The following is a 24,766-nucleotide window of genomic DNA, read 5'->3' on the forward strand; positions in this document are numbered from 1 at the left end:
GTCCCTTACAGTCCGAGGATCATTTTCGAAATGATGTTCTTCTGGATTTCGTTCGAGCCGCCGAAGATCGACAGCTTGCGATTGTTGAAGTACGAGGCGGCGGCGCTCGCCGCTTCGTCTGGTCCGACGGGCACGCCTTCGTAGCCTTCTTGCAGGGCTTCTTCGATGAACGGTTGCGCGTACGGTCCCATGGCCCGGCGCGTCAGCGAAGCAATCTCCTGGCGGATTTCGGTGCCGCGAATCTTGAGCATCGAGCTTTCCGCGCCCGGCACGCCGCCGCCGGCCACCGCTGCGATCACGCGCAGATTGGTGGTCTTCATGTTCTCCAGATCGATCTCGACGCGCGCCATGCGCACCGCGAACGACGGGTCCTGCGCGAGCGGCCGGCCATTGCGCTGCTGCTTCGCGGCAATCTTGCGCAAGCGGTTGAAGGCCGCCACCGAAAAGCCGACACCCGCGATGTTGGTGCGCTCGTAGGTGAGCAGAAACTTGGCGTAGGTCCAGCCCCTGTTTTCTTCGCCGACCAGGTTATCGGCCGGCACGCGCACGTCCGTGAAAAACACTTCGTTGACTTCGTGCTCGCCGTCGAGCGTGACGATGGGGCGCACTTCCACACCCGGCGTGTTCATGTCGATCAGCAGAAAGCTGATGCCTTCCTGCTTACGCACGTCGGTGGCGGTTCGCACGAGGCAGAAGATCATGTTCGCGTAGTGGCCGAGCGTGGTCCAGGTCTTCTGGCCGTTCACGACGTAGTGCTCGCCGTGCGCGTCCGAGCCGCGTACGGCGGTGGTCTTGACCGACGCGAGATCGGAGCCCGCGCCCGGTTCCGAATAGCCCTGGCACCACCAGTCGGAGCCGTCGAGAATGCGCGGCAGCCAGTGGCGTTTCTGCGCGTCGTTGCCGTAGCGGATCAGCACCGGCCCGAGCATGTTCACGCCGAACGGCACCACGCGCGGCGCGCCGGCCAGCGCGCATTCGTTTTCGAAGATGAATTTCTGCACCGGCGTCCAGCCCGGACCGCCGTGTTCCTTCGGCCAGTGATTGGCGAGCCAGCCTTGCGCGTTGAGAATGGCGTGCCATTGCGCCATGTCCTCGCGCGTCAGACGACGGCCGCCCTGCACCTTGGCGGAGAGACGTTGCGGGAGCTTTTCGCGCAGAAAAGCCAGTACGTCGGCGCGAAAAGCCTCTTCTTCGGGAGTGAAGTTCAGGTCCATGACAGAGTCCTCGATGTGCGCCGTATCAGACTATCAGACGGCCTGGTTCAGGCTCGCGAAATCCGCGCCGCGTCCGACCAGTTCGACCAGCAGCGGCGACGGCTTCCAGAACAGCGGATCTTCTTTGGCGAATTCGCGAATGTCGGCGAGAATCTGCGGCAAGCCGACGCTGTCCGCGTACTTCATCGGACCGCCGCGATAGCGCGGGAAACCGTAGCCGTAGAGGAAGGTCACGTCCACGTCGAGCGGACGCAGCGCGATGCCTTCGTACACGACGTTGGCGCCTTCGTTGATCATTGCGGCCATGTAGCGGCGGATGATTTCCTCGTCCGTGAAACTGCGTGGCGTGATGCCGGCACGCTGACGTTCCGCATCGATGATCGCTTCGACTTCGGGGTCGGGTGTGCCGCTGCGCGATCCTTCGGTGTACAGATAGAAACCGCGTCCGGTCTTCTGACCGAACCAGCCGCGCTCGCACAGACGGTCGGCGATCTGCACGTAGCGGGCCGCCGGGTTGCGTAGCGGCGCGCGCCGTTTGCGCGCGGCCCAGCCGATATCGCCGCCCGCGAGATCGACCACCTGGAACGGTCCCATCGGAAAGCCGAAGGCACGAACGGCCGCGTCGATCTGATATGGCGAGGCACCGTCTTCCATCATCGCGTCCGCGGCGGCGCGATACACCGCCAGCACGCGATTGCCGATGAAGCCGTCGCACACGCCCGCGCGCACCGGCGTCTTGCGCAGCTTTTTGGCGAGTTCGAAGGCGGTGGCGACCACGTCCGCGCTGACCTGTTTCGGCACCACCACTTCCAGCAGTTTCATGATGTTGGCCGGCGAGAAGAAGTGCAGGCCGATGACATCGGCGGGGCGCGAGATGCTGGCCGCGATCGCGTCGATGTCGAGATACGACGTGTTGGTGGCGAGCACCGCACCCGGCTTGCAGACGCGATCGAGTTCCGCGAACACGGCCTGTTTCACCGCGAGGTCTTCGAACACCGCCTCGATCACGAGGTCGGCGTCGGCGAGCGCGTCGTACGACGTGCTCCCGCTCCAGCGGGACATGACGTCGGCTTTTTTATCGGCGGTAAGCCGGCCTTTGGCGATCAGGCCGTCGTAGACTTTCTCGATGTGCGCGCGGCCGCGCGCGAGCGAGGCGTCGTCGCGTTCGATCATGGTAACCGGCAAGCCGGCGTCGAGCGCGGCAACGGCAATGCCCGCGCCCATCGTGCCGCCGCCCACCACGCCGATTTTATGCAGGGCGCGCGGTTTCGCGTCGCGCGTTTCGGGCGCTTTCAGCACTTCGCGCTCGGCAAAGAATGCGTGAATCAGACCGGCGCGTTGCGGGCTGTCCAGACACTCGAGAAACAGTTTGCGCTCGACGCGCAGCCCGTCGTCGAAGGGCAGTTCGATGGCGGCTTGCACGGCTTCGACGATCTTCAGCGGCGAGAACAGGCCGCGCGATTTCTTCGCGGTCTCGCTGCGCGCCGCATCGACCGCCGCGAGGCTGGCGGCTCGATCGGAGAGGGCCGTCGCGTTGCGGGTGCGACGCACCGGCGCGTGTGCCGCCAGCAGTTCGTGGGCGTACGCCAGACCTTCGGCGAGCACGTCGCCGCTGCTGCCGAGCCGGTCGATCAGACCCAACGCCAGCGCTTCTTTCGCGCCGGCGTGGCGTCCGCTCAGGATCAGATCGAGGGCGGCCTGGGCGCCGATCAATCGCGGCGTGCGTTGCGTGCCGCCCGCGCCCGGCAGCAGGCCGAGTTGCACTTCCGGGAGGCCGAGTTTCGCGCCGTCCACGGCGATCCGGTAATGCGCCGCGAGCGCGACTTCCAGCCCGCCGCCGAGCGCCGCGCCGTGAATCGCGGCGACCACCGGCTTCGTGCAGGCTTCGATGCGATTGCAGACATCGGGCAGGGAGGGCGGCACGGGCGGCTTGCCGAATTCGCGGATATCCGCGCCGGCGATGAAGTTGCGCCCCGCGCCGACGATCAGCACGGCCTCGACGGCGGGATCGGCGTCGGCGGCTTCGATGGCGGCCAGCAGGCCGCGCCGCACGTCGGCGGAAAGGGCGTTGACCGGCGCGTGGTCGATCGTGACGAGCAGCAGCTTGCCGCGCAACTCGCGCGTGACGACATCGGCCGAAGGGGTGAGGGTCATGTCTGTCTCCTGATGGTGGCCAGCGCGGCGGGCGTGGCGCACGTGGGCATGCCGGATCTGGCGGATGCTCCCGATTGTGGGTTGGACAAGCTTTATTGACAATCCCATCACCGGTTGACAGACTGTCAAAATTCTTTTGACAGAGGCGCGCTCGTGGACGTCAATTCGCTGACCTTGCTGGTGGATATTCTCGACGCGGGCAATCTCAGCGAGGCCGCGCGCCGGCTGAAAATGAGCCGCGCCAACGTGAGCTATCACCTCAACCAGCTGGAACGCTCGATCGGCCTGCAACTGGTGCGACGTACCACGCGCCGCGTCGAGCCGACCGAGATCGGCCTGCAGTTGTACGAGCATGGCCGCACGATCCAGAACGCGCTGCTGGCGGCGCGCGAATCCGTCGCCACGCTGGGCCAGAGCCTGCAAGGGCGAGTGCGTCTGAGCGTGCCGAGCGGCTACGGTCAACTCGTGATGGCGGACTGGCTGATCGCGTTCAAGCGGCTTTATCCCGGCATCGTGCTCGACGTGCTTTTCGAGAATCGCGTGGAAGACCTGATGCGCGACGAGATCGATATCGCGGTGCGGGTGATGTCCGAGCCGCCGCAGAATCTGGTGGCGCGCGAGATGGGTCCGGTGAAGTACGTGGCGTGCGCGTCGCCGGCTTTTGCGCAGAGCCACGGCATGCCCGCGCAACTCGACGACTTGCGCACCGCGCCGCTGATCACCGCGGCCGTGGTGGGCCGCCAGTTGCGCGTCGCGGCTTATTTGCGCGACGAGCGTCACGAGGTGCTGCTCGAGCCGTCCATCATTTCGGAAAACTTTCTGTTTTTGCGGCAAGCCGTGCTGGCGGGACTCGGCGTCGGGATCGTGCCGGATTACGTGGTGCAGGACGATATCCGTCGCGGCGAGGTGATCACCACGCTCGACGAGTGGCGCCTCAGCATCTTCGGCACCAACATGTATCTGCTTTACATGCCGAACCGGCATCACACGCGGGCAGCGTCCACCTTCATCGAGTTCATCCTGCAGCAGTCGCGCGCCAGCGGACACGGCAATGCGAGCTGACCGTCAGAGCGCCTGAACGCTCGCCTGCAGGTCTTCGCCGAGAAACTCGATGAACGTCCGCAGTTTCGCCGATAGGCGGTGCCGCTCCAGATAGATCGCGTGGATGTCCGCGTTCGGCAATGTCCAGTCGGCGAGCAGCGGCACCAGCTCGCCGCGCTTCAGATGACCGGCGATTTCCCACGCGGAACGCACGGCGATGCCGCGTCCGTCGAGCGCCCAGCTGAGTACCGCGCTGCCGTCGTTGCTGCTCAAGGGGCCGTCCACTTTCACCGTTTCCGTTTTCTTGCCGCGCGTGAAATGCCACGTGCCGTAGGCCGATTCGTTCTCGCGCAACACGAGGCAGGCGTGGCGCGTCAGGTCGTGCGGCGTGGCCGGCGCGCCGTGCCGTTTCACGTAAGCCGGCGCGGCGCACACGAAGCGCTGGTTCTTCAGCAGCAGGCGCGCGTTGATGCGCGCGTCCGGCACGTCGCCGAAACGGATGCCGAGATCGAAGCCTTCTTCCTGCAGGCTGACCGGCCGGTCCGTGAGATGCAACTGGATTTTCATCGACGCAAAACGCTCGCTGAAACGTGAAATGGCGGGCGCAATGTGCGCGCGACCAAACCCGAACGACGCATTCACGCGCAGCAGACCGGCGGGCTCGGCGCGGCTTTTCGTCACCAGTTGTTCGAGTTCGGCGAGTTCGTCGAGGATGCGCGAACCGTTCGCCAGATAAAGCTCGCCCTCGGCCGTGAGGCTCAGACGGCGCGTCGTGCGGTTGACGAGGCGCACACCCAGGCGTTGTTCGAGTTGCGCGAGCCGCTTGCTGATGGACGGCGGCGTGACGCCCAGCTCACGCGCGGCAGCCGCCAGGTTGCGGTGGCGCGCCACCAGCGCGAACAGGTTCAGGTCGGAAAAGCCGTCCATCGATTCGTTCCTAAAAGTTAATTCCGGATTGCGTTGATAGAAACCATATCGCTGAAGGCATCAATTAGACTGCATTCAGATACGGGAGGCAACGATGTTCGAAGGTTTTACAGACGCGTCGGCGCAGGTCGACGGCATCCGCATAAAGGCGATCAGGCAAGGCAACGGGCCGGCGCTTCTGCTGCTGCACGGCCATCCGCAGACCCACGCGATCTGGCACAAGGTGGCGCCGAGGCTCGCGCAAGACTTCACCGTCGTCGCGGCGGATCTGCGCGGCTACGGCGACAGCGGCAAGCCGGAAGGCACGTCCGATCACGGCAACTACTCGAAGCGCCGCATGGCGGCCGATCTGGTGGAACTGATGCGCGCGCAGGGCTTCGAGCGCTTCGCGGTGATCGGCCACGATCGCGGCGGCCGCGTCGCCGCCCGCATGGCGCTCGATCATCCCGCGGCGCTGACGAAGCTGGTCACGCTCGACGTGGCGCCGACGCTCGCCATGTACGAACAGACCTCGTTCGACTTCGCGCGCGCTTACTGGCACTGGTTTTTCCTCGTGCGGCCCGCGCCGTTTCCCGAAACGCTGATCCGCGCCGATCCCGATCTCTATCTGAAGCAGACCATCGGCGCACGCAGCGCGGGCCTCGCGCCTTTCACGCCGGACGCTTACGCCGAGTATTTGCGCAGTCTCTCCGACCCGGCCACCGCGCACGGCATCTGCGAGGACTATCGCGCGAGTGTGGGCATCGACCTCGATCACGACCGTGCGTCGCTGGCCGAAGGTCGCCGGATCGAATGCGAGTTTCTCGCGCTGTGGGGCGCGCAGGGCGTCATCGAACAATGCTTCGAGCCGCTCGCCGAATGGCGGCAATGGTCGAGCCGCGTGCGCGGCGAGGCGCTGCCGTGCGGCCACTACATTCCCGAGGAAGCGCCGGATTTGCTGCTCGAGCACGTCCTGCCGTTCCTGAGTTCCTGATTGCCCCTGACTGGCTTTTACTCCGACATGTCCACACGAACGCTATACGACAAGCTGGTCGAGTCGCACACCGTCACGCGACTCGATGCGCAGAACGTGCTGCTGTACGCCGATCTGCATCTGATGAACGAATACACCAGCCCGCAGGCGTTCAGCGCGCTCGCGGAAAAATCGCGGCCGGTGCGCCGGCCGCGCCAGCAACTCGCGGTAGTGAGTCACATCATTCCGACGCACGCCGAATCGCCGCGTGTGATTCGCGACGCCGCATCGCTGCTGCAGGCCGACAACCTCGCGCGCAACTGCGCGCAGGCCGGTATCGAACTGCACGCGCCGAACGATCCGCTGCAAGGCATCGAACACATCGTCGCGCCGGAACGCGGCCTGATCCGGCCCGGCATGGTGGTGCTGTGCGGCGACAGCCACACCACCACGTACGGCGCGCTCGGTGCGCTGGGTTTCGGCATCGGCACCTCGGAGGTCGAGCACGTGCTTGCCACGCAGACGCTGGTCTATCGCGTCGCGCAGACCATGCGGATCACGGTGGATGGCGCCTTGCCGTACGGCACGTCCGCAAAAGACGTCATTCTGTGGATCATCAGCCGCATCGGCGCGCAGGGCGCGCGCGGCTATGCGGTCGAGTTCGACGGATCGACGATCGCCTCGCTCTCCGCCGAAGCCCGCATGACCTTGTGCAACATGACGGTCGAAGCGGGCGCGCGTGCCGCGCTGATCGCGCCGGACGCCACCACGTTCGACTACGTGCGCGCTCACGCGCTCTCACTCGATGCCGCCGCATGGGAAGCCGCCATGCGCGACTGGCGCGAGCTGAAATCGGACGAAGGCGCGCGCTTCGACGTCGAACATCGTTTCGACGCGCACGATATCGCGCCCTTCGTCACGTGGGGCACGAGCCCCGATCAGGCCATCGCGGTGGATCAGCGGATTCCCGCCGCGGCGTCGCAGACTACGCCGGAGGCAGCGGCGGCGCTGCGCCGCGCGCTCGACTACATCGGACTCGACGCGGGCCAGCCGATCGCGGGCACGCCGATCGACCGCGTGTTCATCGGTTCATGCACGAACGGGCGTATCGAAGATCTGCGCGTGGTTGCGTCGATCGTGCGCGGGCAGCACGTGGCAAGCGGCGTGCGCGCGATGGTGGTGCCGGGCTCGGGCAGCGTGCGCCGTCAGGCGGAGCGCGAGGGCATTGCCGCGACCTTGCGCGAAGCGGGCTTCGAATGGCGCGAGCCGGGCTGCTCGATGTGCCTCGCCATGAACGACGACTTTCTCGCCGTGGGCGAACGCTGCGCGTCCACCACGAATCGCAATTTCGAGGGCCGCCAGGGACGCGGTGGCCGCACGCATCTGATGAGCCCCGCGATGGCGGCGGCTGCCGCACTCACCGGCCGCATCACCGACGTTCGCACGCTGGAGAAACGATCATGATCGAACGACTCACCGACATCACCGGGCGCGCCGCGCCTTTGCCGATCGAGAATCTCGATACCGACCAGATCATGCCGAAGCAGTTTCTGCGCATCATCGACAAGGCCGGTCTTAGCGAGGGCCTGCTCTACGACCTGCGTTTCGACGAGGCCGGTTTGCCGCGCACCGACTGCGTGTTGAACCAGCCCGCGTATCGCGGCGCGCGCATTCTGATCGGCGGCGCGAATTTCGGCTGCGGTTCGAGCCGCGAGCATGCAGTGTGGGGACTGCAGCAAGCCGGTTTTGACGCCGTGATCGCGCCGAGCTTCGCGGAGATTTTCTACTCGAACGCGATGAACAATCGCCTGCTGCTGGTTCAACTGGAACGCGCGGCCGTCGATGTTCTGCTCGAGCAGGCCACAGCCCAACCGGCCGCCGACGTGCACATCGATATCGAACAGCAAACCGTCACGGCGGCGAGTGGTCGCGTGTTCGACTTTCCGCTCGGTGCGCGTCACAAGAAGATGGTGATCGAAGGCATGGACACCATCGACCTCACGCTCTCGCTGCTGCCCGAGATCGAAGCGTTCGAAGCAACGCATTTCGAGCGGCATCGCTGGGCAGCCGTGTTGTAACGCAAGGCGGCGCGTCAGCCGCCATTCACGACAGAACGCGCGTTCAAGGTTTCCCCGGCAGAAGGGAAGGGACGCGCTTTGCCCCGAAAAACTGGAGGAGACATGAAACGCAAGCCGTTATACAAAGTGCTGTACGTGCAGGTGATCGTCGCAATTGCGATCGGCGTGGCGGTGGGGCACTTCATGCCCGCGAACGCCGTGGCCTTGAAGCCGCTCGGCGACGCCTTCATCAAACTCGTGCGCATGATCATCAGCCCGGTGATCTTCTGCACGGTCGTGACCGGCATTGCCAGCATGCACGATATGCGCAAGGTGGGCCGCGTCGGCGGCAAGGCTCTGCTGTATTTCGAAGTCGTATCGACACTCGCGCTCGCTATCGGACTGGTGGCCGCGCACGTGCTGAAACCGGGCGTGGGCTTCAACGTCGATCCTGCCACGCTCGATGCCGGCGCAATCTCCGCGTACGCGGCGCAGGCCGCGCATGGCGAAGGTCTGGCGGGCTTCTTCATGCATATCATTCCGGACACGTTCGTCGGCGCGTTCACGCAAGGCGACATCTTGCCGGTGCTGTTGATCGCCATGTTGTTCGGCACGGCGCTTGCCGTGATGGGCGAGCCCGCGAAGCCGGTGATCGGTCTGATCGAACTGCTTTCCAAAGTGTTTTTCCGCGTGGTGCGAATGATCACGAGCCTCGCGCCGCTCGGCGCATTCGGCGCGATCGCATTCACCATCGGCAAATACGGCATCGTCTCGCTGCTGCCGATGATGAAGCTGATCGGCACGTTCTATCTCACCGCGTTCCTGTTCGTTGCGTGCGGCCTCGGTCTGATCGCGCGAGCGTGCGGCTTCAGCCTATGGCGTTTCGTCGTCTATATAAAGGATGAATTGCTGATCGTGCTCGGCACCTCGACCTCCGAAGCCGCGCTGCCGCAATTGATGGAAAAGCTCGAACGTCTCGGCTGTTCGCGCGGCATCGTCGGACTGGTGGTGCCCACCGGTTACTCGTTCAATCTCGACGGCACCAATATCTACATGACGCTCGCGGTGCTGTTTCTCGCGCAGGCCACCAATACGCATCTCAGCCTCGCGCAGGAACTGACTTTGCTCGCAGTGACGATGCTGACGTCGAAGGGTTCGACCGGCGTCACGGGGGCGGGTTTTATTACGCTGGCGGCGAGTCTTTCCGTCGTGCCGACCGTGCCGGTCACGGCGATGGTGCTGATTCTCGGCATCGACCGTTTCATGTCGGAGTGCCGCGCGTTGACCAACACCATGGGCAATGGCGTCGCGTCCATCGTGATTGCCGCATGGGAAAAGGAACTGGACCGCGACAAGCTGAAGGCGGCCCTCGCCGGACCTGCAGCCCGACCCGGCGTCGAGACGCGTACCGTGCCGCTTACGTCCGACGCGACCGTGAGCCGCGTGCCGGAGCGCGAAGCGGGCCACTCGCTCTGATCTCGCGCTTCGGAGTGGCGCGCTTAACGCCGTTACCGGGCATTGCCGCCTGAAAGCGCTGCACGGCGTCGACCACTTCGCTACGCAGTTGCGCCAGTGCCGCCGCATCCGGATCCGGCGGCACGAGACCTTGCCAGAGCAGGTTGCCGAGCGACGCCGCAGTTGCCTCGATATCCACCGCCGTCTGTTTGCGCACGGCGTCCCACAGCACGTGTTCCATCGGCCCGTAAATCGCGGAGCGCAACAGGCCGAGCGGCATGTCGTCGCGTATGTCGCCATGAGCGACGCCTTCGGCGAGCACGTTCATCATGGGCGCCGTGTAACGCCGTTGCAATTGCACGATGACGTCGCCGAATTTGTCGTCTTTCTCGCGGCCTTCGGAAAGAATCAGCGCACAGAGGCCGGTTCCGTCGACCGTCAGCCGGAAAAGATGCGTGCGAACCAGATACGCAAATTTGCTGCGCGTGCCGACGATATGCGGCAGATTGTTTTCCACTTCCGCAATGATCTCGTCATACCAGTTGACGAGCACGCGCACGCAGAGATCGCGCTTGCTGGCGAAATACGTGAAGATGGTCGCTTCCGAGACGCCCACGCGGCGCGCCACTTCGGTCATCGTGGCCGATGCGTAGCCGAGTTCGGAAAACACGAGGCGCGCGGCGTCGAGAATCGCGTGGAGACGCTGTTCGGAGCGCGCCTGAACGGGCACGCGGCGCGAGACACTGGATGCGGACATGGAACGACTGGACTATGACAGTAAGTTGAGTCTAGCTCAAACAATCTGCAGACGCCATGCAATGCGCTATCCATTGCGAGATTAATAACTAAAATCAGGCGAAATGAGCTGCGCCAACACGGCACGTAAAACTTGAGCTAAACTCAAAAAAATCAGCTCAAAGCCGAGGAGACGCCTGCCGTGCCAGCCATTCCAGAGAGCGAAACTGAATCGATCCTCCCCAATCGCTACCGCTCGGTCTTCCGCGAGAATCTGTTCCGCGGGCAGGTCGTTCTGGTGACCGGCGCGGGCAGCGGGCTGGGCCGTTGCACAGCTCACGAACTCGCCTCGCTGGGTGCAAGCGTCGCGCTGGTGGGCCGGAGCGAGGAAAAGCTGCGGAGTGTGGCGGCCGAATTAGCGGAAGACCACGCGGGCGCCGCAGGCCATGGAACGCACAAGACCTACGTTTGCGATATTCGCGACGAACAGCAGGTCAAGCAGACGATTGCCCAGGTGCTGGCAGAACTCGGCCGTATCGACGGTCTTTTCAATTGCGCCGGCGGCCAGTTTCCCGCGAAGCTGGAGAACATTTCGCTGAACGGCTGGGACGCCGTGGTGCGCAACAATCTGCACGGCACGTTCCTGATGTCCCGCGAGTGCTACAAACAGTGGATGCAGGAGAACGGCGGCGCGATCGTCAATATGCTCGCGGACATCTGGGGCGGCATGCCCGGCATGGGACATTCCGGCGCGGCGAGGGCGGGCGTGTGGAATTTCACGGAAACCGCGGCCTGTGAATGGGGTCACTCGGGTGTGCGGGTAAATGCCGTTGCGCCGGGCTGGATAGCATCGGCCGGCATGGACAGCTATAACGAAGAATATCAAGCGTTGCTGCGCACACTCAAACAGAAGGTGCCGCTGCAGCGCTTCGGCACCGAATCGGAACTGGCGAGCGCGGCGGTTTTTCTCCTGTCGGAAGCGTCGGCTTTTATCAACGGCACGGTGATTCGCGTGGACGGCGGCGTGCCGAACGCGCGTCATTCGTGGCCGCTGCCGGAGGCGGATCGCACGGTCGAATACAACGGTTTTGCGCGCTATCAGCCGCCGCGCGGGCTGCAGGACTGAACGCTGCAAGATCGAGATGGCGCGCACTGCAACGCGCGCCACGCCAATGCGGGATTGAAGGAGACACAATGAACCTCGACGGCCAGACCTACGAATCGTTGACGGCACACTTCGCGTGGGACATTCCGGCGCGCTACAACATCGGCGTCGACGTTTGCGATAAATGGGCGGACGGCACGGGCCGTCTCGCACTGATCTACGAAGACGCCGAAGGCCGCGCCACGCGCTACACCTTCGACGACCTGAAAACGCTCTCCGACCGCTTCGCCAATGCGCTGATCGCGAGCGGCGCGCAACGTGGCGACCGTATCGGCATCTTTCTGTCGCAATCGATCGAAACCGCGATCGCGCATCTCGCCGCGTATAAGGCGGGCATGGTGGCCGTGCCGCTCTTCGCGCTGTTCGGCGTGGACGCAATCGAACACCGTCTCGGCGACAGCGGCTCGGTCGCGCTCGTCACCGATCATGCTGGCGTGCAGAAGCTCGACGAAATTCGCGCCGCGTTGCCCGCCTTGCGCCATGTCTTCAGCGTCGATATCGACGCCGACACGAACACGGCCTCCACCGCGCCGCTGCGCTCGTTCTGGCAGGCATTGAACGCTGCGTCCGACCAGTTCACACCGGCCGATACCAGCGCCGACGATCCCGCCGTCATCATCTACACCTCGGGCACCACCGGCAAGCCGAAGGGCGCCTTGCACGGTCATCGCGTGCTGCTGGGCCATCTGCCGGGCGTGGATCTCTCGCAGCAGGGCTTTCCGTCGCACGCCACGCTCATGTGGACACCCGCGGACTGGGCGTGGATCGGTGGCCTGTTCGACGTGTTGCTGCCGTCGTGGCATCACGGTGTCGCGGTGCTGGCGCGGCGCTTCGCCAAGTTCGACGGCGAGGCGGCGTTCGATCTGATGGCGCGTCATGCCGTCTCGCATACGTTCCTGCCGCCCACCGCCTTGAAGATGATGCGCGGGGTCGAGCGTCCCGAACGCTGGACGCTTTCGCTGCGGTCGGTGGCGAGCGGCGGCGAGTCGCTCGGCGAAGAACTGATCGACTGGGGCCGCCGCGCGCTCGGCGTCACGATCAACGAGTTCTACGGGCAGACCGAATGCAACGTGGTGGTGTCGTCGTGCGCGGCGCTGTTCGAGCCGTGCTTCGGCGCCATTGGCCGCGCTGTGCCGGGTCATCGTGTGGTGATTCTCGATGCCGAAGGAAACGAACTGCCGCAAGGCGCGATCGGCGACATCGCCGTCGCATCGCCAGACCCGGTCATGTTCCTCGGCTACTGGGGCAACGAGGCCGCCACGCGCGAAAAATTCCGCGGCAAGTATCTGATCACCGGCGATCTGGGCACGCGCGACGCGGACGGCTTTATCCGCTTCGTCGGCCGCGGCGACGACGTGATCACGAGCGCGGGCTATCGCATCGGGCCGGCGTCGATCGAAGACTCGCTGCTGCGTCATCCGGCTGTGTCGATGGCGGCGGTGATCGGCGCGCCCGATCCGGAGCGGACCGAAATCGTCATGGCCTTCGTGGTGCTGAAAGCGGGTTTTATCGGCGACGCGGCATTGGTGCGCGACATTCAACAGCATGTGAAAACCCGGCTTGCGGCACACGAGTATCCGCGCGAAATCCGCTTTGTCGACGCGTTGCCGATGACACCCACCGGCAAGGTGATACGCAAGGCGCTGCGCGCCGAAGTCGTGCACGCTGGCGGTACCCACAAGGCCTGACTGATGACCACGAGCAAACGTACGATAGCCGCCAGAGCCAACGGCGACGCCACCGCCATGCCGCAAGCCGCCGCGCTCGACGACACCGACCGCAAGCTGCTGGCCTTGCTGGCCGAAGACGCCACGCGTACGTACGCCGAACTCGGCAAGCTGCTATTTCTCTCGGCGCCCGCCGTTCATGAACGCGCCCGACGCCTGAAGAAAGAAGGCGTAATCAAGGGCACCGTTGCCGCGCTCGACGCCGTCAAGCTGAACCGCCCGTTGCTTGCTTTTGTTCACGTGGATACGACGAGCTGGGCGGTCACGCGACAACTCCTCGCGCTGGAAGAGTTGTCGGAGGTCGAGGAGATTCACACCGTCACGGGCGAGAGCGCGATGCTGCTCAAGGTTCGCACGCGCAATACGCAATCGCTCGAGCGCCTGCTGGAACGTATCCATGCGATCGAAGGATTCACGGGCACGCGCAGCTATATCGCGCTCACCACCTATCTCGAGCGCGGACCGAGTCCGGCACTGTAGGCCGCTGTAACCCACCGTTTCATGCGTGCAGCGAGAGGCCTTTGACTGCCTTGTCCACGGCCTTCTTCGGTCCGCGCAGGGCGATTCCCACCAGATCGGGCGTGTCGGCGGGCTCGGCGCGAAACGCTGCGCGGTTGGCTTCGTCGTGGCCGGTCGAGAACATGGCGCGCACATAAACGGCACGCGTCAATTCGCGCTCGACAGCCTGGCGGAACGCGCGCAGCAGCCCGGCACTGTCCGCCTGATACACCATCATCGGCTGACCGAGCAGACGCGCATGCAGACGTCCTGCCGCGTCCTCGTAGGGCTCTCCCATCGCTTCGGGCGCGGCGCCCGCAATGCCGGTTGCGAGAAACGCCGTCACGTTGAGTTTTTGCCAGACCGCCAGATCGTCCAGTACGACGATCGCCACCTTCGTGTCGAATTCCACCACGCCATTGATCTCCTGAAACCGTCGATGTTCGCCGATGCGTGCCGCGAACGCGAAACCGATATGTTAGGGAAAGTACCGTGCGTGTGGCGCGCCTGCGCGCAAATACGAATGCGCTTCGGTCGAGTCGCTTTGGCATGGCGCGGACCACGGGTTTTGCCTGATGCCATTCGGCGTCACGCATGGCGTGCCTGTGGACTGACTGCTGCTGCATTGCAACCACGCGCGACGCCCTGTTCGTCGCACGACAAAGGCGTCGAAGGCGCGCAAAGCCGATGCGTTCGACGCGTCTGCAACATAGGGCAAGTCCCTGGCGTGATTTAGCCGTGCATTACCACTCGCCGCGCGGCCCTCCTACACTTCATTCAAACAGGAGGGGACGCTGATGGCCAAACTCATACACACGATGATTCGTGTCCACGATCTGCCGCGCTCGCTGCAGTTCTATCAACGGGCTTTCAACTTCGATATTTCGCAGCGGCTCGACTTTCCGGATTTCACGCTCGTCTATCTGCGTAATCAGGAAGCCGACTCCGAAATCGAACTGACCTGGAACAAAGGGCGCGCCGAACCCTATTCGCATGGCGACGGCTACGGTCATGTGGCGGTGGTGGTGGACGATGCGAAGGCCGAACGGCAACGTCTGATCGATCTCGGCATGAGCCCCAACGATCTGCGCGAATTTCATCACGACAACGGCGATTTGCTGGCGCGCTACTTTTTCATTCAGGACCCCGACGGCTACAAGATTGAAGTGCTGGAACGCCACGGCCATTATCAATAGCAAAACACAGTGGGCCGCGGTGCGTAGTTGCAGTACCCCACAAGGAGACAGACATGAAGACAACGATCATCCCGATCGTCGAGTCGGAGCGCGCGCGCCAGGTGCAGCGGGTGCATGCCCATGATCACGATCATTCCCACGAACATCCTCATGACCATCGCGCAGCGCAGGCCGCGTCAGCAGCGTTGCGAATACCGCTGACGCGCCGTGAACTGCTGCGCGGAACCGGCGTATTGATGGGCACGCTCGCGTTTTCTTCCGTGTTGTCGACACTCGCGCCGAGCCGTGCATGGGCGCTCGAACTGCAGGGACTGGATACGCACCAGGGCGAAGTGATTCTTGCCTTTACGCGTCAACTCTATCCGCACGCCACGCTCGACAACGCGGTCTACGCGCTGGTCGTCAAAGATGTCGACGCAAAAGCGAAAGCCGACCCGGCCGTGCGCCGCCAGCTCGTCGACGGCGTCAAACAGCTCGACGCGAAGGCCGGTTCGGACTGGCTCACGCGAAGCCCGGACGCGCAGGCGCAGGACGTGGCGGCCCTGGCGGGAACGCCGTTCTTCAACACGATTCGCAGCACCGCGGTGGTCTCGCTCTATGCCAACACCATGGCGTACGCGCATTTCGGCTACGGCGCGTCCGAAGGCGATGGCGGCTACCTGACCAAGGGCTTCAACAGCCTCTCGTGGTTGCCGAATCCGCCCGCGGGTGCGAGCGGCCCGATTCCGACGGATAGCTGATCAGCCAGAACTGCGGAGACTAGACATGAACCAGGACAACAACAAGGTGCGTTTTTCGCACAACGACGACAAGGTCGTCGTGATTATCGGTTCGGGCGCGGGCGGCGGCACGCTGGCGAACGAACTGGCGCAGAAAGGGATCAACGTCGTCGTGCTGGAAGCGGGCAAGCTGCATACGCAGGCCGATTTCACGACCGACGAATGGGGTGCCTTCCAGATGCTCTCGTGGCTCGACAAACGCACCACGTCCGGCACGTGGCGCGTCGCCAAAGACTTTCCCAATCTGCCCGCATGGATCTGCAAGACGGTGGGCGGCACGACGACGCACTGGGCGGGCGCGAGTCTGCGTATCCAGCCGCACGAGTTCAAGGCCAGAACCACGTATGGCGACGTCAAGGATGCGAATCTGCTCGACTGGCCGCTGACCCGCGAAGAACTCGATCCGTACTACGACCGCGCGCAAGCCAAAATGGGCGTGACGCGCACCCAGGGCTTGCCGGGTTTGCCGGGCAACAACAACTTCAAGGTGATGTCGGCCGGTGCGATGAAAGTCGGCTACAAGGAGTGCAATACCGGCCACATGGCAATCAACAGCATCGTGCGTGACGACCGCGCGCATTGCTTCCAGCGCGGCTTCTGCTTTCAGGGCTGCCGCACCGGCGCGAAGTGGTCGACGCTCTATACGGAACTGCCGCGCGCGCAGGCCACCGGACACATGGAACTGCGCACTCAGGCGCATGTGGTGCGAATCGAAACCGACGCGCGCGGCAAGGCAAAAGAAGTGCTCTATTACGACGGCAACGGCAAGTTGCAGCGGCAGAAAGCGCGCATCGTGGCAGTGGCGGGCAATTCGATCGAAACGCCGCGTCTGCTGCTCAATTCGCACTCGAGCAAATTCCCGCAAGGTCTCGCCAACGGTTCGGGGCAGGTCGGGCGCAATTACATGCGTCACACCACGGGCTCGGTGTATGCCGTGTTCAACGACAAGGTCGAGATGTTCAAGGGCACGACGATGGCCGGCATCATCGAAGACGAAGCGGTGTTCAATCCGCAGCGCGGTTTTGCGGGCGGCTATCACATGGAAACGGTCTCGCTCGGCCTGCCGTTTTACGCCGCGTTTCTCGATCCCGGCGCATGGGGGCCGAAGTTCAGTCAGGCGATGGATCAATACGCGTACACGGCGGGCATGTGGATCGTCGGCGAGGACATGCCGCGCGAGAGCAACCGCGTCACCTTGAACACGGACGTCAAGGACCAGTACGGTCAACCTGTGGCCAACGTTCACTTCGACGATCATCCGAACGACGAGGCGATGCGCGAGCATGCGTTCAAACAGGGCACGGCCGTGTACGAAGCGGCGGGCGCGAAAACGGTGTACCGCGTGCCGCCGTATCCGTCCACGCACAATCTCGGCACTGCGCGCATGAGTGCGCGTGCCGAGGACGGCGTGTGCAACAACTTCGGGCAGACGCACGAAGTATCGAACCTGTTCATCTCGGACGGCAGTCAGTTCACCACGGGCGCGGCGGAGAACCCGACCATGACCATCGTGACGCTGGCGATCCGCCAGGCCGATCACATCGCCACCCAGATGAACAGGCGCGCAGTGTAGCGGGGCAGTAGAGCGGCCGGTGTCCGGGTTCGACGCAATTGTCGGGCGACGGATGCCGGCGTATGTTGGTGAGCCAGCGTGACGCGCCGTATTCGTCTGCACGATGCGTGCGGCGCGTGAGTCGCGCAACCAGGAGTGAACGTCATGTGCGGCATTTACATCAACGCCGATCCGATTCTTTACGAATCGCGTACCCGTTCGTTACGGATTCACGGCGTGATCACCACGGTCAGGCTGGAAAATCTGTTCTGGGACGTGCTGCACGAAATCGCGGCGCGCGAAAGCATGACCACCAGCCAGTTCGCCGTGAAGCTCTACGACGAACTGATCGCGTTGCGTGGCGAAATGCCGACCAACTTCGCGTCGTTCCTGCGCGTGTGCTGTTTGCGCTATCTGTCCATGCGGACCGAGAAGAGCGCGCCCGAGATTCTGCCGGAAGCGGCCGCGTCCAGTGAGACGCGGCCCCGCATTCTGAAAACGGTCTGATTAACGGATCGGCCGGTTGCGGCGCGCAACCGCGAGATGGCAAGACCGGCGTGCTACGATGTTTTGCCCAGTGCGCAGAACGTCGGAGACATCGATGCATCCAGAGCATGCCGCCCGTTTCGACCAGCAGTTCGCCCCTCGCATCGCCGAGGCGGTGGCGGCCCTTTTCGCCAGCACGATCCACACTGAAGTGCTGCCCTACGGCGGCCACGGTCATCCCACGCGTGTTCGTATTTTCGCCACACCGCTCGAAAACATCGGCCACTACGCGCATCCGCTGAATCTCTATCTGACATGGGACAGCGACGAGATCGAGCGGCTGATGGAGGCGGGCGGCGAGGCCCGTTTCAGCGCGTATCTGGCCGCGTTGCCGCGCAAACTGCAGGCATGGCGCCACGCGCGCGAACTCGACTTTCTCACGCATACTCAGGGTCAGCCGCTGACCTTGCTCGGCGGACTCGATTTCGAATCCTGATCGGCGAGTGCCGAGACTTCCGCGCCGCGCGTAATGAAAGCGCGGCGTTTTTATTTGGCCGTCAGGCTGTCAAGCCGCCGTGCCGATGCGGAAAAAACTCACGCTTTGCACGAGTCCCGCTGCCTTGGTCTGCACGGAATCCGCCGCGGCCGCCGCCTGTTCGACCAGCGCCGCGTTGCTCTGCGTCACCTGATCCATCTGCGTGACCGCGTCGTTCACTTCGGCAATACCCGTCGCCTGATCGACGCTGGCCGTGGCAATCGCCTCGACGATACGCGTCACACTGCCTGCGCTTTGCACCACACCGTCCATGGTCTGGCTGGCGTGGTTGATCAGTTGCGTGCCGGCATCGATGGTGGCCGCGGATTCGCGAATCAGCGCCTTGATCTCCTGCGCGGCGTCGGCGGAACGCTGCGCGAGGCTGCGCACTTCGCTTGCCACCACCGCGAAACCGCGGCCTTGTGTGCCCGCGCGCGCCGCTTCCACCGCGGCGTTGAGCGCGAGAATATTGGTTTGTGCCGCGATGGCTTCGACCACTGCGATGATATCGACGATACGTTTCGACGCCGCGTCGATCTGGCCCATCGTGCGAACCGCGTCGCTCATCACTTCGCCGCCTTCGCGCGCGGCTTGCGCGGCGTTCTGTGCCAGCGTGGTGGCCTCGCGTGCGTTGCTGGCGTTGCGCTGAACGGAGTCGGTGAAGTGTTGCATCGAGGCGGCGGTTTCTTCGAGCGACGCCGCCTGCTGTTCGGTGCGCGCGGAAAGATCGAGATTGCCCGCTGCGATTTCTTGCGTCGCCGACGAGATGGTGGTCGCGCCTTCGCGAATCTCGCTGACGATATGCCGCAAACGATGATTCATTTCGTTGAGCGCGACGAGCAACTGACCGGTTTCGTCGCGGCTCACCACGGCCACGTCGGCGCGCAGGTCGCCGGCCGCCACCGCTTGCGCCACGCCCACGGCCTGCCGTACCGGCAGCGTAATGCTGTGGCTGAGAAACCACACCGCGCAGGCGCCGATGCCGAGCGAAGCGATCACCACGGAAAGCAGCAGCACGCTGGCGAGCGTGTATGCGTGCTCGGACGCTTCGTTGATCCGCACGCTCGATTCCTGAGCCTGCTGCATGACGGAGGCCACGATGTCGTCGATGGCGGCGGTCGGCGCGCGGTCGATGCCTTTTACAAGACCGTCCACTACGTGGGCCGTATTCGGATCGGCCGCATCGTAGTGTTTGAGCGCGTCGAGGTAGCTGTTCTGCAGCGACGCATGAGTCGCAAGCGCGTTGTCCACACCTTCGACGTTTGCGCCGAGCGCACTCAACTGGTCTTTCAGACGAAGCAGGGCAGCGTGCGTGGTGCCGCTTTCCTTGCTGAAGGCATCACGGTATTTCGTGAATGAAGCGGGATCGGCGCCGCGCAGCAACAGGTCTTTCCACTCCTGCACCTGCTTCTTGAACTCCACCTGAGCGACGCGTGCCGTATCCGCCGCCTGCGCATACTGACCGAGCGATCGCGCCGACTGGATCTGCAACGCGTGCGTGTTCGACAACGCGTGCCAGCCTTCGAGTCCCACGACCGTGGTCGCGGCGAGCAACACGGCGCCGAGCAGCGCCAGTTTGACTGCAATCTTCAGATTTCTAAACAACGTCACAACGATTCCTTTGGCGTGCCGGAGTACGACTTCAGTGGCGATAAAGCGGTGGCGAAACGGTGAGTCTCGCGAAAGAAAAAAAGTGGATCGAGGGTAGGGGGATCGAGCGGCGCGATGTCGTTGGCGTGACGTCTACCTTCTACGCATCTACCGCGTATACGGCGCAAATGTTCCGGACTTGAGCGGGGAATACTTTCAGTTGCTCACCATTTCCCGCAAACGTACGAGTGGCGGCACGCCGCGCGATGAACATTTTTTTGTGCGCGCGGCACGACGGCGCGCAAGCATGTTCTTCGCGCTATTCCTCTGAAGATAACGCTGCCCTCGGCAGCGTCGGCAGCGGCTTTACATCATCGGCGAATGCAGATGATGCGGATGATCGAGCGTCTCGCCGACGATACGTAACGCCTCTTCGCATTCGTCGCGCGTTTTCGATCCGCCGAGACAGACGCGCATCGCATTGGGCGGATTGCCGTCCGTGGAAAAGGCGGCGCCTGCCACCGCTGCAATGCCCTGATTGCGCAATTGCAGCGCCAGTTCGGAGGCGCTCCAGCCGCTTTCGACCGGCACCGGCAGCCACAGGTGAAAGCCGTCCGGATGCGCTTCGTAAGGCCACACGGCGAGCATGCGCGCGGCGATCGCCTGGCGTGCGCGCGACTCGTTGCGGATGGCGTTGAGCATGTCGAGCGCGGTGCCGTCGGCGAGCCATTGCGTCGCGAGCGTGACCGTGAAAGGACTCGCCATCACCGTGGTAGCGCGCAGCGCGCCGGCGAGCCGCTGCGTCTGGCGCGGCGTCGGCGCATGCAGATGCGCGACCCGCAAGCCTGCGCCGAAGCTCTTGGACATGCCCGTGACGTAATACGTGAGTTCGGGCGCGAAGCTCGCGAGCGAATCGGGCGCGTCGAGCGGCAGCATCGCGTAGGCGTCGTCTTCGATAATCGGCACGCTGTAGCGCAAGGCGACATCCGCGAGCGCTTCACGGCGCTTGTGCGTGAGCGTCAGCGTGCTCGGATTCTGCAAGGTTGGGTTGCAGTAGAACGCGCTCGGCTTGTCGGTCTTGCAGAGCGCTTCGAAGGCGTGGGCGAGCGGACCTTCGTCGTCGCGCGGCAGGGCTTGCAGACGCACGCCGAGTTGCGCGGCAATGGCCTTGATGCCGGGATACGCGAGCGTGTCGAGACAGATGGTGCCGCCGGGCCGCGCGAGTTGCGAAACGAGCGCCACCAGCGCGCTGTGAATGCCGGGGCACACCAGCACGTTCTGCGCATCGCAATGCGGCACGCGGCGTTTGAGCCAGGCGGCGCCCGCGTCCTTGTCGGCAGCCGACCCGCCGAAGTCCTGATAGCGCAGCAATTGATAAGGATCGCTGGCGGCCATCAGACGGCCCGCCGAGTCACGCAGACGCGCGGCGTAGTCGGCGGGTTCCGGCGGCGTGTTCATCGACATCTCGATACTGGTGCCGCCCGCGAGCGGCAAGGTGGCGGTGCGTCCGCGCACGAACGTGCCGCTGCCGGCGCGCGAGTCGAGCAGGCCGCGCTTGCGCGCTTCCGCATAGGCGCGCGCCACGGTCGTGTAGTTCAGGTCCAGTTCTTCGGCGAGGTCGCGCAGTCCCGGCAAACGGTCACGTGGACGCAGCCGGCCGGTGGCCAGATCTTCTTCGATCAGATCGGGAATCGCGAGGTAAGCCGGCTTGCGCGTATCGGCGAGACGTTTGATCCAGTGATGTGTCGGGCTACTCATGAACGGCCTTCGGCAAGGTTGGTTGAAATGATCGCATTCGCATGCGATCAATGATCGGACCGATCGTATGTGGTGAATGAGTGCACCACGCCGACACGATCTTTTCGCCGGATCGCACCCGGCTGGTGCGGCGGCGCCGCCCAACGCGTGCTTCATCGGGCGAGCGTCACCCTATGCAACCTTCGCGCCAAAAAATTTTTCAGGTCGACTTCGAATCGAGACGGAATTGATCGTCGATTGATCGCATCGGCGAGGCCGATCAATGGCACAACCGTTGCATTAGAAGAAGTGCGCACGCACTGAAGCGCATCACCTTTTAATTAGCAACCCTGATCGGAGAGTGTCATGCCAGCCGTCAACAAACCGCTGCATCAGAAAGGCGATTACCTGGTCGACTACGAAGAGAAAGTATTCGAGGACGTGAAGGCGGAACCGGGCGAGAAGGCGCTCGTGACGTTTCATACGGTGGCGTTCGAAGGCTCGATCGGCTTCGTCAATCTGCTGCAGGCCACGCGTTTGCAACGCAAGGGCTTCGAAACTTCGGTGCTGCTCTACGGACCGGGCGTCACGCTCGGCCTGCAGCGCGGTTTCCCGACACTCGGCGACGAAGCCTTCCCCGGCCATCTGAACTTCAACAAGCAGTTGATGAAGTTCATGGAAGAGGGCGGCAAGGTCTACGCCTGCCGCTTCGCATTGCAGGCTCTGTACGGACATGGCGAGGCTTCGCTGATCGAGGGTATTCGTCCGATCAGTCCACTCGACGTGCTCGATATCCAGCTGCTTCACCGCAAGGACAACGCGCTGATCATCCATACGTGGACGGTTTGACGCCAGCCAGGTGACCACCATGTCAGAAAAACGTATCGTGCGTGCCGCTGCCGTGCAGATCGCGCCGGACTTCGAGCGCAGCGGCGGCACGCTCGACAGAGTGTGCGAGGCGATCGGCAAGGCGGCGCGCGAAGGCGTGCAGCTGATCGTGTTCCCCGAAACCTTCGTGCCGTACTACCCGTACTTTTCTTTCGTGCGGCCGCCGGTTGCCTCCGGCGCCGACCACATGAAGCTCTACGAAGAGGCGGTGGTGGTGCCCGGTCCGGTCACGCAGGCAGTGGCCGAGCAGGCACGTTTGCATCGCATGGTGGTGGTGCTGGGTGTGAACGAGCGCGATCACGGCAGCCTCTACAACACCCAACTGATCTTCGACGTGGACGGCCAGCTCCTGCTCAAACGCCGCAAGATCACGCCCACGTTTCATGAGCGAATGATCTGGGGGCAGGGCGACGCGGCGGGGCTGAAGGTGGCGCATACCGCGGTGGCGCGTGTCGGCGCGCTGGCGTGCTGGGAGCATTACAACCCGCTCGCACGCTACGCGCTCATGACGCAGCACGAAGAGATCCACTGCAGCCAGTTTCCCGGCTCGCTGGTGGGGCCGATCTTCGCCGACCAGATCGAAGTGACGATCCGTCATCACGCGCTGGAGTCGGGCTGTTTCGTGGTCAATGCGACCGGTTGGCTGAGCGATGCGCAGATCGCCTCGGTCACGTCCGACACGAATCTGCAGAAGGCGCTGCGCGGTGGCTGCAATACCGCGATCGTTTCGCCCGAAGGTCAGCATCTCGCACCGCCGTTGCGCGAAGGCGAGGGCATGGTGATCGCCGATCTCGACATGAGTCTGATCACCAAGCGCAAGCGCATGATGGATTCGGTCGGCCACTACGCGCGGCCCGAGTTGCTGAGCCTTGCGATCAACCGCCGGCCGGCGGAAACCGTGGCGCCGATGCCGTCGTGGTCCGCGGGATCGGGTAGCGGTGTCAATTCAAACGAGGGATGGCGCGATGAACTCCAACGAGACCCTGTCGGCTTCGAGCCGGCAATTGATGACTGAATTGCAGTCGAGCGGCTTGCGGCTCGTGTCTCCGGATGCGGGCGCCGCCAGCCGCCGCGGCGGCGCGGGGCCGTCGGATCACAAGGCGGTGACCGTCGACGGCGTGACGATCATGGTGCCGGTGCATACCAGCACCGCGTGGCACTCGCCGTTCGTCGCGCAGACACCGGACGCGAACGGCACGAGCGCGCTGATGCGCGGCACGATTCCGATTGCGAGCATCAGCTTTCCGAAAGCGCCGCGCTTTTACGGCATGCAGACGCTCGACGGCGTGCCGTATTCGCACATCGCCGCGTTGCATAGCGCCGACGTGCTCGCGACCACCGTGCTGCAAACCTGCATCCGTTACGAGAGCCGCCGCAAGAGTTGCAAGTTCTGCGCGATCGGGCAGTCGCTCGCGGCGGGCCGCACCATCGCGCGAAAAACGCCGGAGCAACTCGCGGAAGTAGCACGTGCCGCTGTTCTGCTCGACGGCGTGAAGCACATGGTACTGACCACCGGCACGCCGCCGACCTCCGACCGCGGCGCGCAGATTCTGTGTGAAAGCGCCTTCGCGATCAAAGCGGCGGTGGATCTGCCGATTCAGGCGCAATGCGAGCCGCCCGACGACGACCGCTGGTTCGCGCGCATGAAAGCGAGCGGCATTGACACGCTCGGCATGCATCTCGAAGTGGTCACGCCCGCCTTGCGCGAACGCATCATGCCCGGCAAGGCGAGCGTGCCGCTATCGCGCTACATGGAAGCCTTTAAAGCGGCCGTCGCGGTGTTCGGACGTGGACAGGTCAGCACCTACATTCTCGCCGGACTCGGCGACAGCGCCGAGGCGATTCTCGCGATCTCGCGCGAATTGATCGCGCTGGGCGTGTATCCGTTCGTCGTGCCGTTCGTGCCGATCAGCGGCACACCGCTCGAAGATTATCCGGCGCCGACGCCGGAGTTCATGAAGTCCGTGCTCCAGCCGCTCGGCGCAATGCTCAAGGAGGCGGCTTTGCGGTCCGTCGATATCAAGGCGGGCTGCGGCAAATGCGGCGCGTGTTCGTCGCTCTCGACGTACGAGGCCTGA

Annotated in this window: 23 protein-coding genes; 16 read left to right on the plus strand and 7 right to left on the minus strand. The window is 63.9% G+C overall.

Annotation, left to right across the window (positions count from 1 at the left end):
- Positions 1-5: 5 nt before the first annotated feature.
- Positions 6-1,214, minus strand: a complete 1,209-nt coding sequence (locus tag P3T18_RS25680) for an acyl-CoA dehydrogenase family protein (RefSeq protein ID WP_429302766.1) — start codon at positions 1,212-1,214, stop codon at positions 6-8.
- A 33-nt stretch (positions 1,215-1,247) separates the two neighbouring features.
- Positions 1,248-3,368, minus strand: a complete 2,121-nt coding sequence (locus tag P3T18_RS25685; RefSeq protein ID WP_429302767.1) for a 3-hydroxyacyl-CoA dehydrogenase NAD-binding domain-containing protein — start codon at positions 3,366-3,368, stop codon at positions 1,248-1,250.
- A gap of 153 nt (positions 3,369-3,521) precedes the next feature.
- On the opposite strand from P3T18_RS25685, the gene P3T18_RS25690 reads away from it, so the two are divergent.
- On the plus strand, positions 3,522-4,430 hold the full coding sequence (locus P3T18_RS25690) for a LysR family transcriptional regulator (RefSeq protein ID WP_429302768.1): 909 nt from the start codon (positions 3,522-3,524) through the stop codon (positions 4,428-4,430).
- Positions 4,431-4,433: 3 nt separating this feature from the next.
- Here P3T18_RS25690 and P3T18_RS25695 read toward each other — a convergent pair whose 3' ends face one another.
- Complete coding sequence (locus tag P3T18_RS25695; protein WP_429302769.1) at positions 4,434-5,336, minus strand: LysR family transcriptional regulator; 903 nt, start codon at positions 5,334-5,336, stop codon at positions 4,434-4,436.
- A 94-nt stretch (positions 5,337-5,430) separates the two neighbouring features.
- Here P3T18_RS25695 and P3T18_RS25700 point away from each other — a divergent pair, with 94 nt between their 5' ends.
- From P3T18_RS25700 to P3T18_RS25715, 4 genes are all read left to right on the plus strand, one after another.
- Complete coding sequence (locus tag P3T18_RS25700; RefSeq protein ID WP_429302770.1) at positions 5,431-6,309, plus strand: alpha/beta fold hydrolase; 879 nt, start codon at positions 5,431-5,433, stop codon at positions 6,307-6,309.
- Between the two features lie 27 nt (positions 6,310-6,336).
- Positions 6,337-7,752 carry a 3-isopropylmalate dehydratase large subunit gene (gene leuC, locus P3T18_RS25705; RefSeq protein WP_429302771.1) on the plus strand — a complete coding sequence of 472 codons (1,416 nt, stop codon included), beginning with the start codon at positions 6,337-6,339 and terminating at the stop codon, positions 7,750-7,752.
- Entirely contained in the window at positions 7,752-8,366 is a 615-nt protein-coding gene (gene leuD / locus P3T18_RS25710; RefSeq protein ID WP_429302989.1) for a 3-isopropylmalate dehydratase small subunit, read from the plus strand. Before leuC ends, leuD begins: the two co-directional genes overlap by 1 nt.
- Before the next feature lie 102 nt (positions 8,367-8,468).
- On the plus strand, positions 8,469-9,821 hold the full coding sequence (locus tag P3T18_RS25715; protein ID WP_429302772.1) for a dicarboxylate/amino acid:cation symporter: 1,353 nt from the start codon (positions 8,469-8,471) through the stop codon (positions 9,819-9,821).
- Here P3T18_RS25715 and P3T18_RS25720 read toward each other — a convergent pair.
- Positions 9,763-10,557 (minus strand): TetR/AcrR family transcriptional regulator, encoded by a 795-nt coding sequence (locus P3T18_RS25720; RefSeq protein ID WP_429302773.1) that lies wholly within the window; start codon positions 10,555-10,557, stop codon positions 9,763-9,765. The genes P3T18_RS25715 and P3T18_RS25720 overlap by 59 nt on opposite strands.
- A gap of 189 nt (positions 10,558-10,746) precedes the next feature.
- Here P3T18_RS25720 and P3T18_RS25725 point away from each other — a divergent pair, with 189 nt between their 5' ends.
- From P3T18_RS25725 to P3T18_RS25735, 3 genes are all read left to right on the plus strand, one after another.
- On the plus strand, positions 10,747-11,661 hold the full coding sequence (locus P3T18_RS25725; RefSeq protein ID WP_429302990.1) for an SDR family oxidoreductase: 915 nt from the start codon (positions 10,747-10,749) through the stop codon (positions 11,659-11,661).
- A 68-nt stretch (positions 11,662-11,729) separates the two neighbouring features.
- Positions 11,730-13,388 carry an acyl-CoA synthetase gene (locus P3T18_RS25730; protein WP_429302774.1) on the plus strand — a complete coding sequence of 553 codons (1,659 nt, stop codon included), beginning with the start codon at positions 11,730-11,732 and terminating at the stop codon, positions 13,386-13,388.
- Between the two features lie 3 nt (positions 13,389-13,391).
- Complete coding sequence (locus P3T18_RS25735) at positions 13,392-13,907, plus strand: Lrp/AsnC family transcriptional regulator (RefSeq protein ID WP_429302775.1); 516 nt, start codon at positions 13,392-13,394, stop codon at positions 13,905-13,907.
- Positions 13,908-13,926: 19 nt separating this feature from the next.
- On the opposite strand, the gene P3T18_RS25740 is transcribed toward P3T18_RS25735, so the two are convergent.
- Positions 13,927-14,337, minus strand: a complete 411-nt coding sequence (locus tag P3T18_RS25740) for a DUF2000 family protein (protein ID WP_429302991.1) — start codon at positions 14,335-14,337, stop codon at positions 13,927-13,929.
- A gap of 385 nt (positions 14,338-14,722) precedes the next feature.
- On the opposite strand from P3T18_RS25740, the gene P3T18_RS25745 reads away from it, so the two are divergent.
- From P3T18_RS25745 to P3T18_RS25765, 5 genes are all read left to right on the plus strand, one after another.
- Complete coding sequence (locus P3T18_RS25745) at positions 14,723-15,121, plus strand: VOC family protein (protein ID WP_429302776.1); 399 nt, start codon at positions 14,723-14,725, stop codon at positions 15,119-15,121.
- Positions 15,122-15,174: 53 nt separating this feature from the next.
- Positions 15,175-15,861, plus strand: a complete 687-nt coding sequence (locus P3T18_RS25750; protein WP_429302777.1) for a tat (twin-arginine translocation) pathway signal sequence — start codon at positions 15,175-15,177, stop codon at positions 15,859-15,861.
- Positions 15,862-15,886: 25 nt separating this feature from the next.
- Positions 15,887-17,473 (plus strand): GMC family oxidoreductase, encoded by a 1,587-nt coding sequence (locus P3T18_RS25755; protein ID WP_429302778.1) that lies wholly within the window; start codon positions 15,887-15,889, stop codon positions 17,471-17,473.
- Between the two features lie 144 nt (positions 17,474-17,617).
- Positions 17,618-17,959 (plus strand): ribbon-helix-helix domain-containing protein, encoded by a 342-nt coding sequence (locus P3T18_RS25760; protein ID WP_429302779.1) that lies wholly within the window; start codon positions 17,618-17,620, stop codon positions 17,957-17,959.
- Between the two features lie 94 nt (positions 17,960-18,053).
- The gene (locus P3T18_RS25765) at positions 18,054-18,434 is read left to right on the plus strand and encodes a DUF5594 family protein (RefSeq protein WP_429302780.1); all 381 of its coding nucleotides are present in this window, start codon (positions 18,054-18,056) and stop codon (positions 18,432-18,434) included.
- 69 nt (positions 18,435-18,503) lie between these two features.
- Here the strand turns inward: P3T18_RS25765 and P3T18_RS25770 are convergent, their stop codons facing one another.
- Together P3T18_RS25770 and P3T18_RS25775 are read right to left on the minus strand one after the other, a co-directional pair.
- Positions 18,504-20,084, minus strand: coding sequence for a methyl-accepting chemotaxis protein (locus tag P3T18_RS25770; RefSeq protein WP_429302781.1), 1,581 nt, complete (start codon positions 20,082-20,084; stop codon positions 18,504-18,506).
- 345 nt (positions 20,085-20,429) lie between these two features.
- A complete protein-coding gene (locus P3T18_RS25775; RefSeq protein ID WP_429302782.1) occupies positions 20,430-21,821 on the minus strand; it encodes a PLP-dependent aminotransferase family protein in 1,392 nt (463 codons plus the stop codon).
- A gap of 345 nt (positions 21,822-22,166) precedes the next feature.
- Here P3T18_RS25775 and P3T18_RS25780 point away from each other — a divergent pair, with 345 nt between their 5' ends.
- The 3 genes from P3T18_RS25780 to P3T18_RS25790 are packed head-to-tail and all read left to right on the plus strand — an operon-like array spanning position 22,167 to position 24,766.
- The gene (locus tag P3T18_RS25780) at positions 22,167-22,649 is read left to right on the plus strand and encodes an MSMEG_0572/Sll0783 family nitrogen starvation response protein (protein WP_054040483.1); all 483 of its coding nucleotides are present in this window, start codon (positions 22,167-22,169) and stop codon (positions 22,647-22,649) included.
- Between the two features lie 19 nt (positions 22,650-22,668).
- Positions 22,669-23,703, plus strand: a complete 1,035-nt coding sequence (locus tag P3T18_RS25785) for a Nit6803 family nitrilase (protein ID WP_429302783.1) — start codon at positions 22,669-22,671, stop codon at positions 23,701-23,703.
- A complete protein-coding gene (locus tag P3T18_RS25790; RefSeq protein ID WP_429302992.1) occupies positions 23,696-24,766 on the plus strand; it encodes an MSMEG_0568 family radical SAM protein in 1,071 nt (356 codons plus the stop codon). The genes P3T18_RS25785 and P3T18_RS25790 overlap by 8 nt, the downstream gene beginning before the upstream one ends.

This window comes from Paraburkholderia sp. GAS199 (assembly GCF_050436585.1).
Classification (GTDB): Bacteria; Pseudomonadota; Gammaproteobacteria; order Burkholderiales; family Burkholderiaceae; genus Paraburkholderia.

Excerpts from the sequence above, each read along its gene's own strand:
- P3T18_RS25780 (WP_054040483.1), top strand. The coding sequence starts at position 22,167 with ATGCCAGCCGTCAACAAACCGCTGCATCAGAAAGGCGATTACCTGGTC.
- P3T18_RS25760 (WP_429302779.1), top strand. The coding sequence starts at position 17,618 with ATGTGCGGCATTTACATCAACGCCGATCCGATTCTTTACGAATCGCGT.
- P3T18_RS25790 (WP_429302992.1), top strand. The coding sequence starts at position 23,696 with ATGACTGAATTGCAGTCGAGCGGCTTGCGGCTCGTGTCTCCGGATGCG.
- P3T18_RS25680 (WP_429302766.1), bottom strand. The coding sequence starts at position 1,214 with ATGGACCTGAACTTCACTCCCGAAGAAGAGGCTTTTCGCGCCGACGTA.
- leuC (WP_429302771.1), top strand. The coding sequence starts at position 6,337 with ATGTCCACACGAACGCTATACGACAAGCTGGTCGAGTCGCACACCGTC.
- P3T18_RS25720 (WP_429302773.1), bottom strand. The coding sequence starts at position 10,557 with ATGTCCGCATCCAGTGTCTCGCGCCGCGTGCCCGTTCAGGCGCGCTCC.
- P3T18_RS25700 (WP_429302770.1), top strand. The coding sequence starts at position 5,431 with ATGTTCGAAGGTTTTACAGACGCGTCGGCGCAGGTCGACGGCATCCGC.
- P3T18_RS25775 (WP_429302782.1), bottom strand. The coding sequence starts at position 21,821 with ATGAGTAGCCCGACACATCACTGGATCAAACGTCTCGCCGATACGCGC.
- P3T18_RS25745 (WP_429302776.1), top strand. The coding sequence starts at position 14,723 with ATGGCCAAACTCATACACACGATGATTCGTGTCCACGATCTGCCGCGC.
- P3T18_RS25785 (WP_429302783.1), top strand. The coding sequence starts at position 22,669 with ATGTCAGAAAAACGTATCGTGCGTGCCGCTGCCGTGCAGATCGCGCCG.
- P3T18_RS25730 (WP_429302774.1), top strand. The coding sequence starts at position 11,730 with ATGAACCTCGACGGCCAGACCTACGAATCGTTGACGGCACACTTCGCG.
- P3T18_RS25755 (WP_429302778.1), top strand. The coding sequence starts at position 15,887 with ATGAACCAGGACAACAACAAGGTGCGTTTTTCGCACAACGACGACAAG.
- P3T18_RS25750 (WP_429302777.1), top strand. The coding sequence starts at position 15,175 with ATGAAGACAACGATCATCCCGATCGTCGAGTCGGAGCGCGCGCGCCAG.
- P3T18_RS25695 (WP_429302769.1), bottom strand. The coding sequence starts at position 5,336 with ATGGACGGCTTTTCCGACCTGAACCTGTTCGCGCTGGTGGCGCGCCAC.
- P3T18_RS25685 (WP_429302767.1), bottom strand. The coding sequence starts at position 3,368 with ATGACCCTCACCCCTTCGGCCGATGTCGTCACGCGCGAGTTGCGCGGC.
- P3T18_RS25735 (WP_429302775.1), top strand. The coding sequence starts at position 13,392 with ATGACCACGAGCAAACGTACGATAGCCGCCAGAGCCAACGGCGACGCC.
- P3T18_RS25765 (WP_429302780.1), top strand. The coding sequence starts at position 18,054 with ATGCATCCAGAGCATGCCGCCCGTTTCGACCAGCAGTTCGCCCCTCGC.
- P3T18_RS25715 (WP_429302772.1), top strand. The coding sequence starts at position 8,469 with ATGAAACGCAAGCCGTTATACAAAGTGCTGTACGTGCAGGTGATCGTC.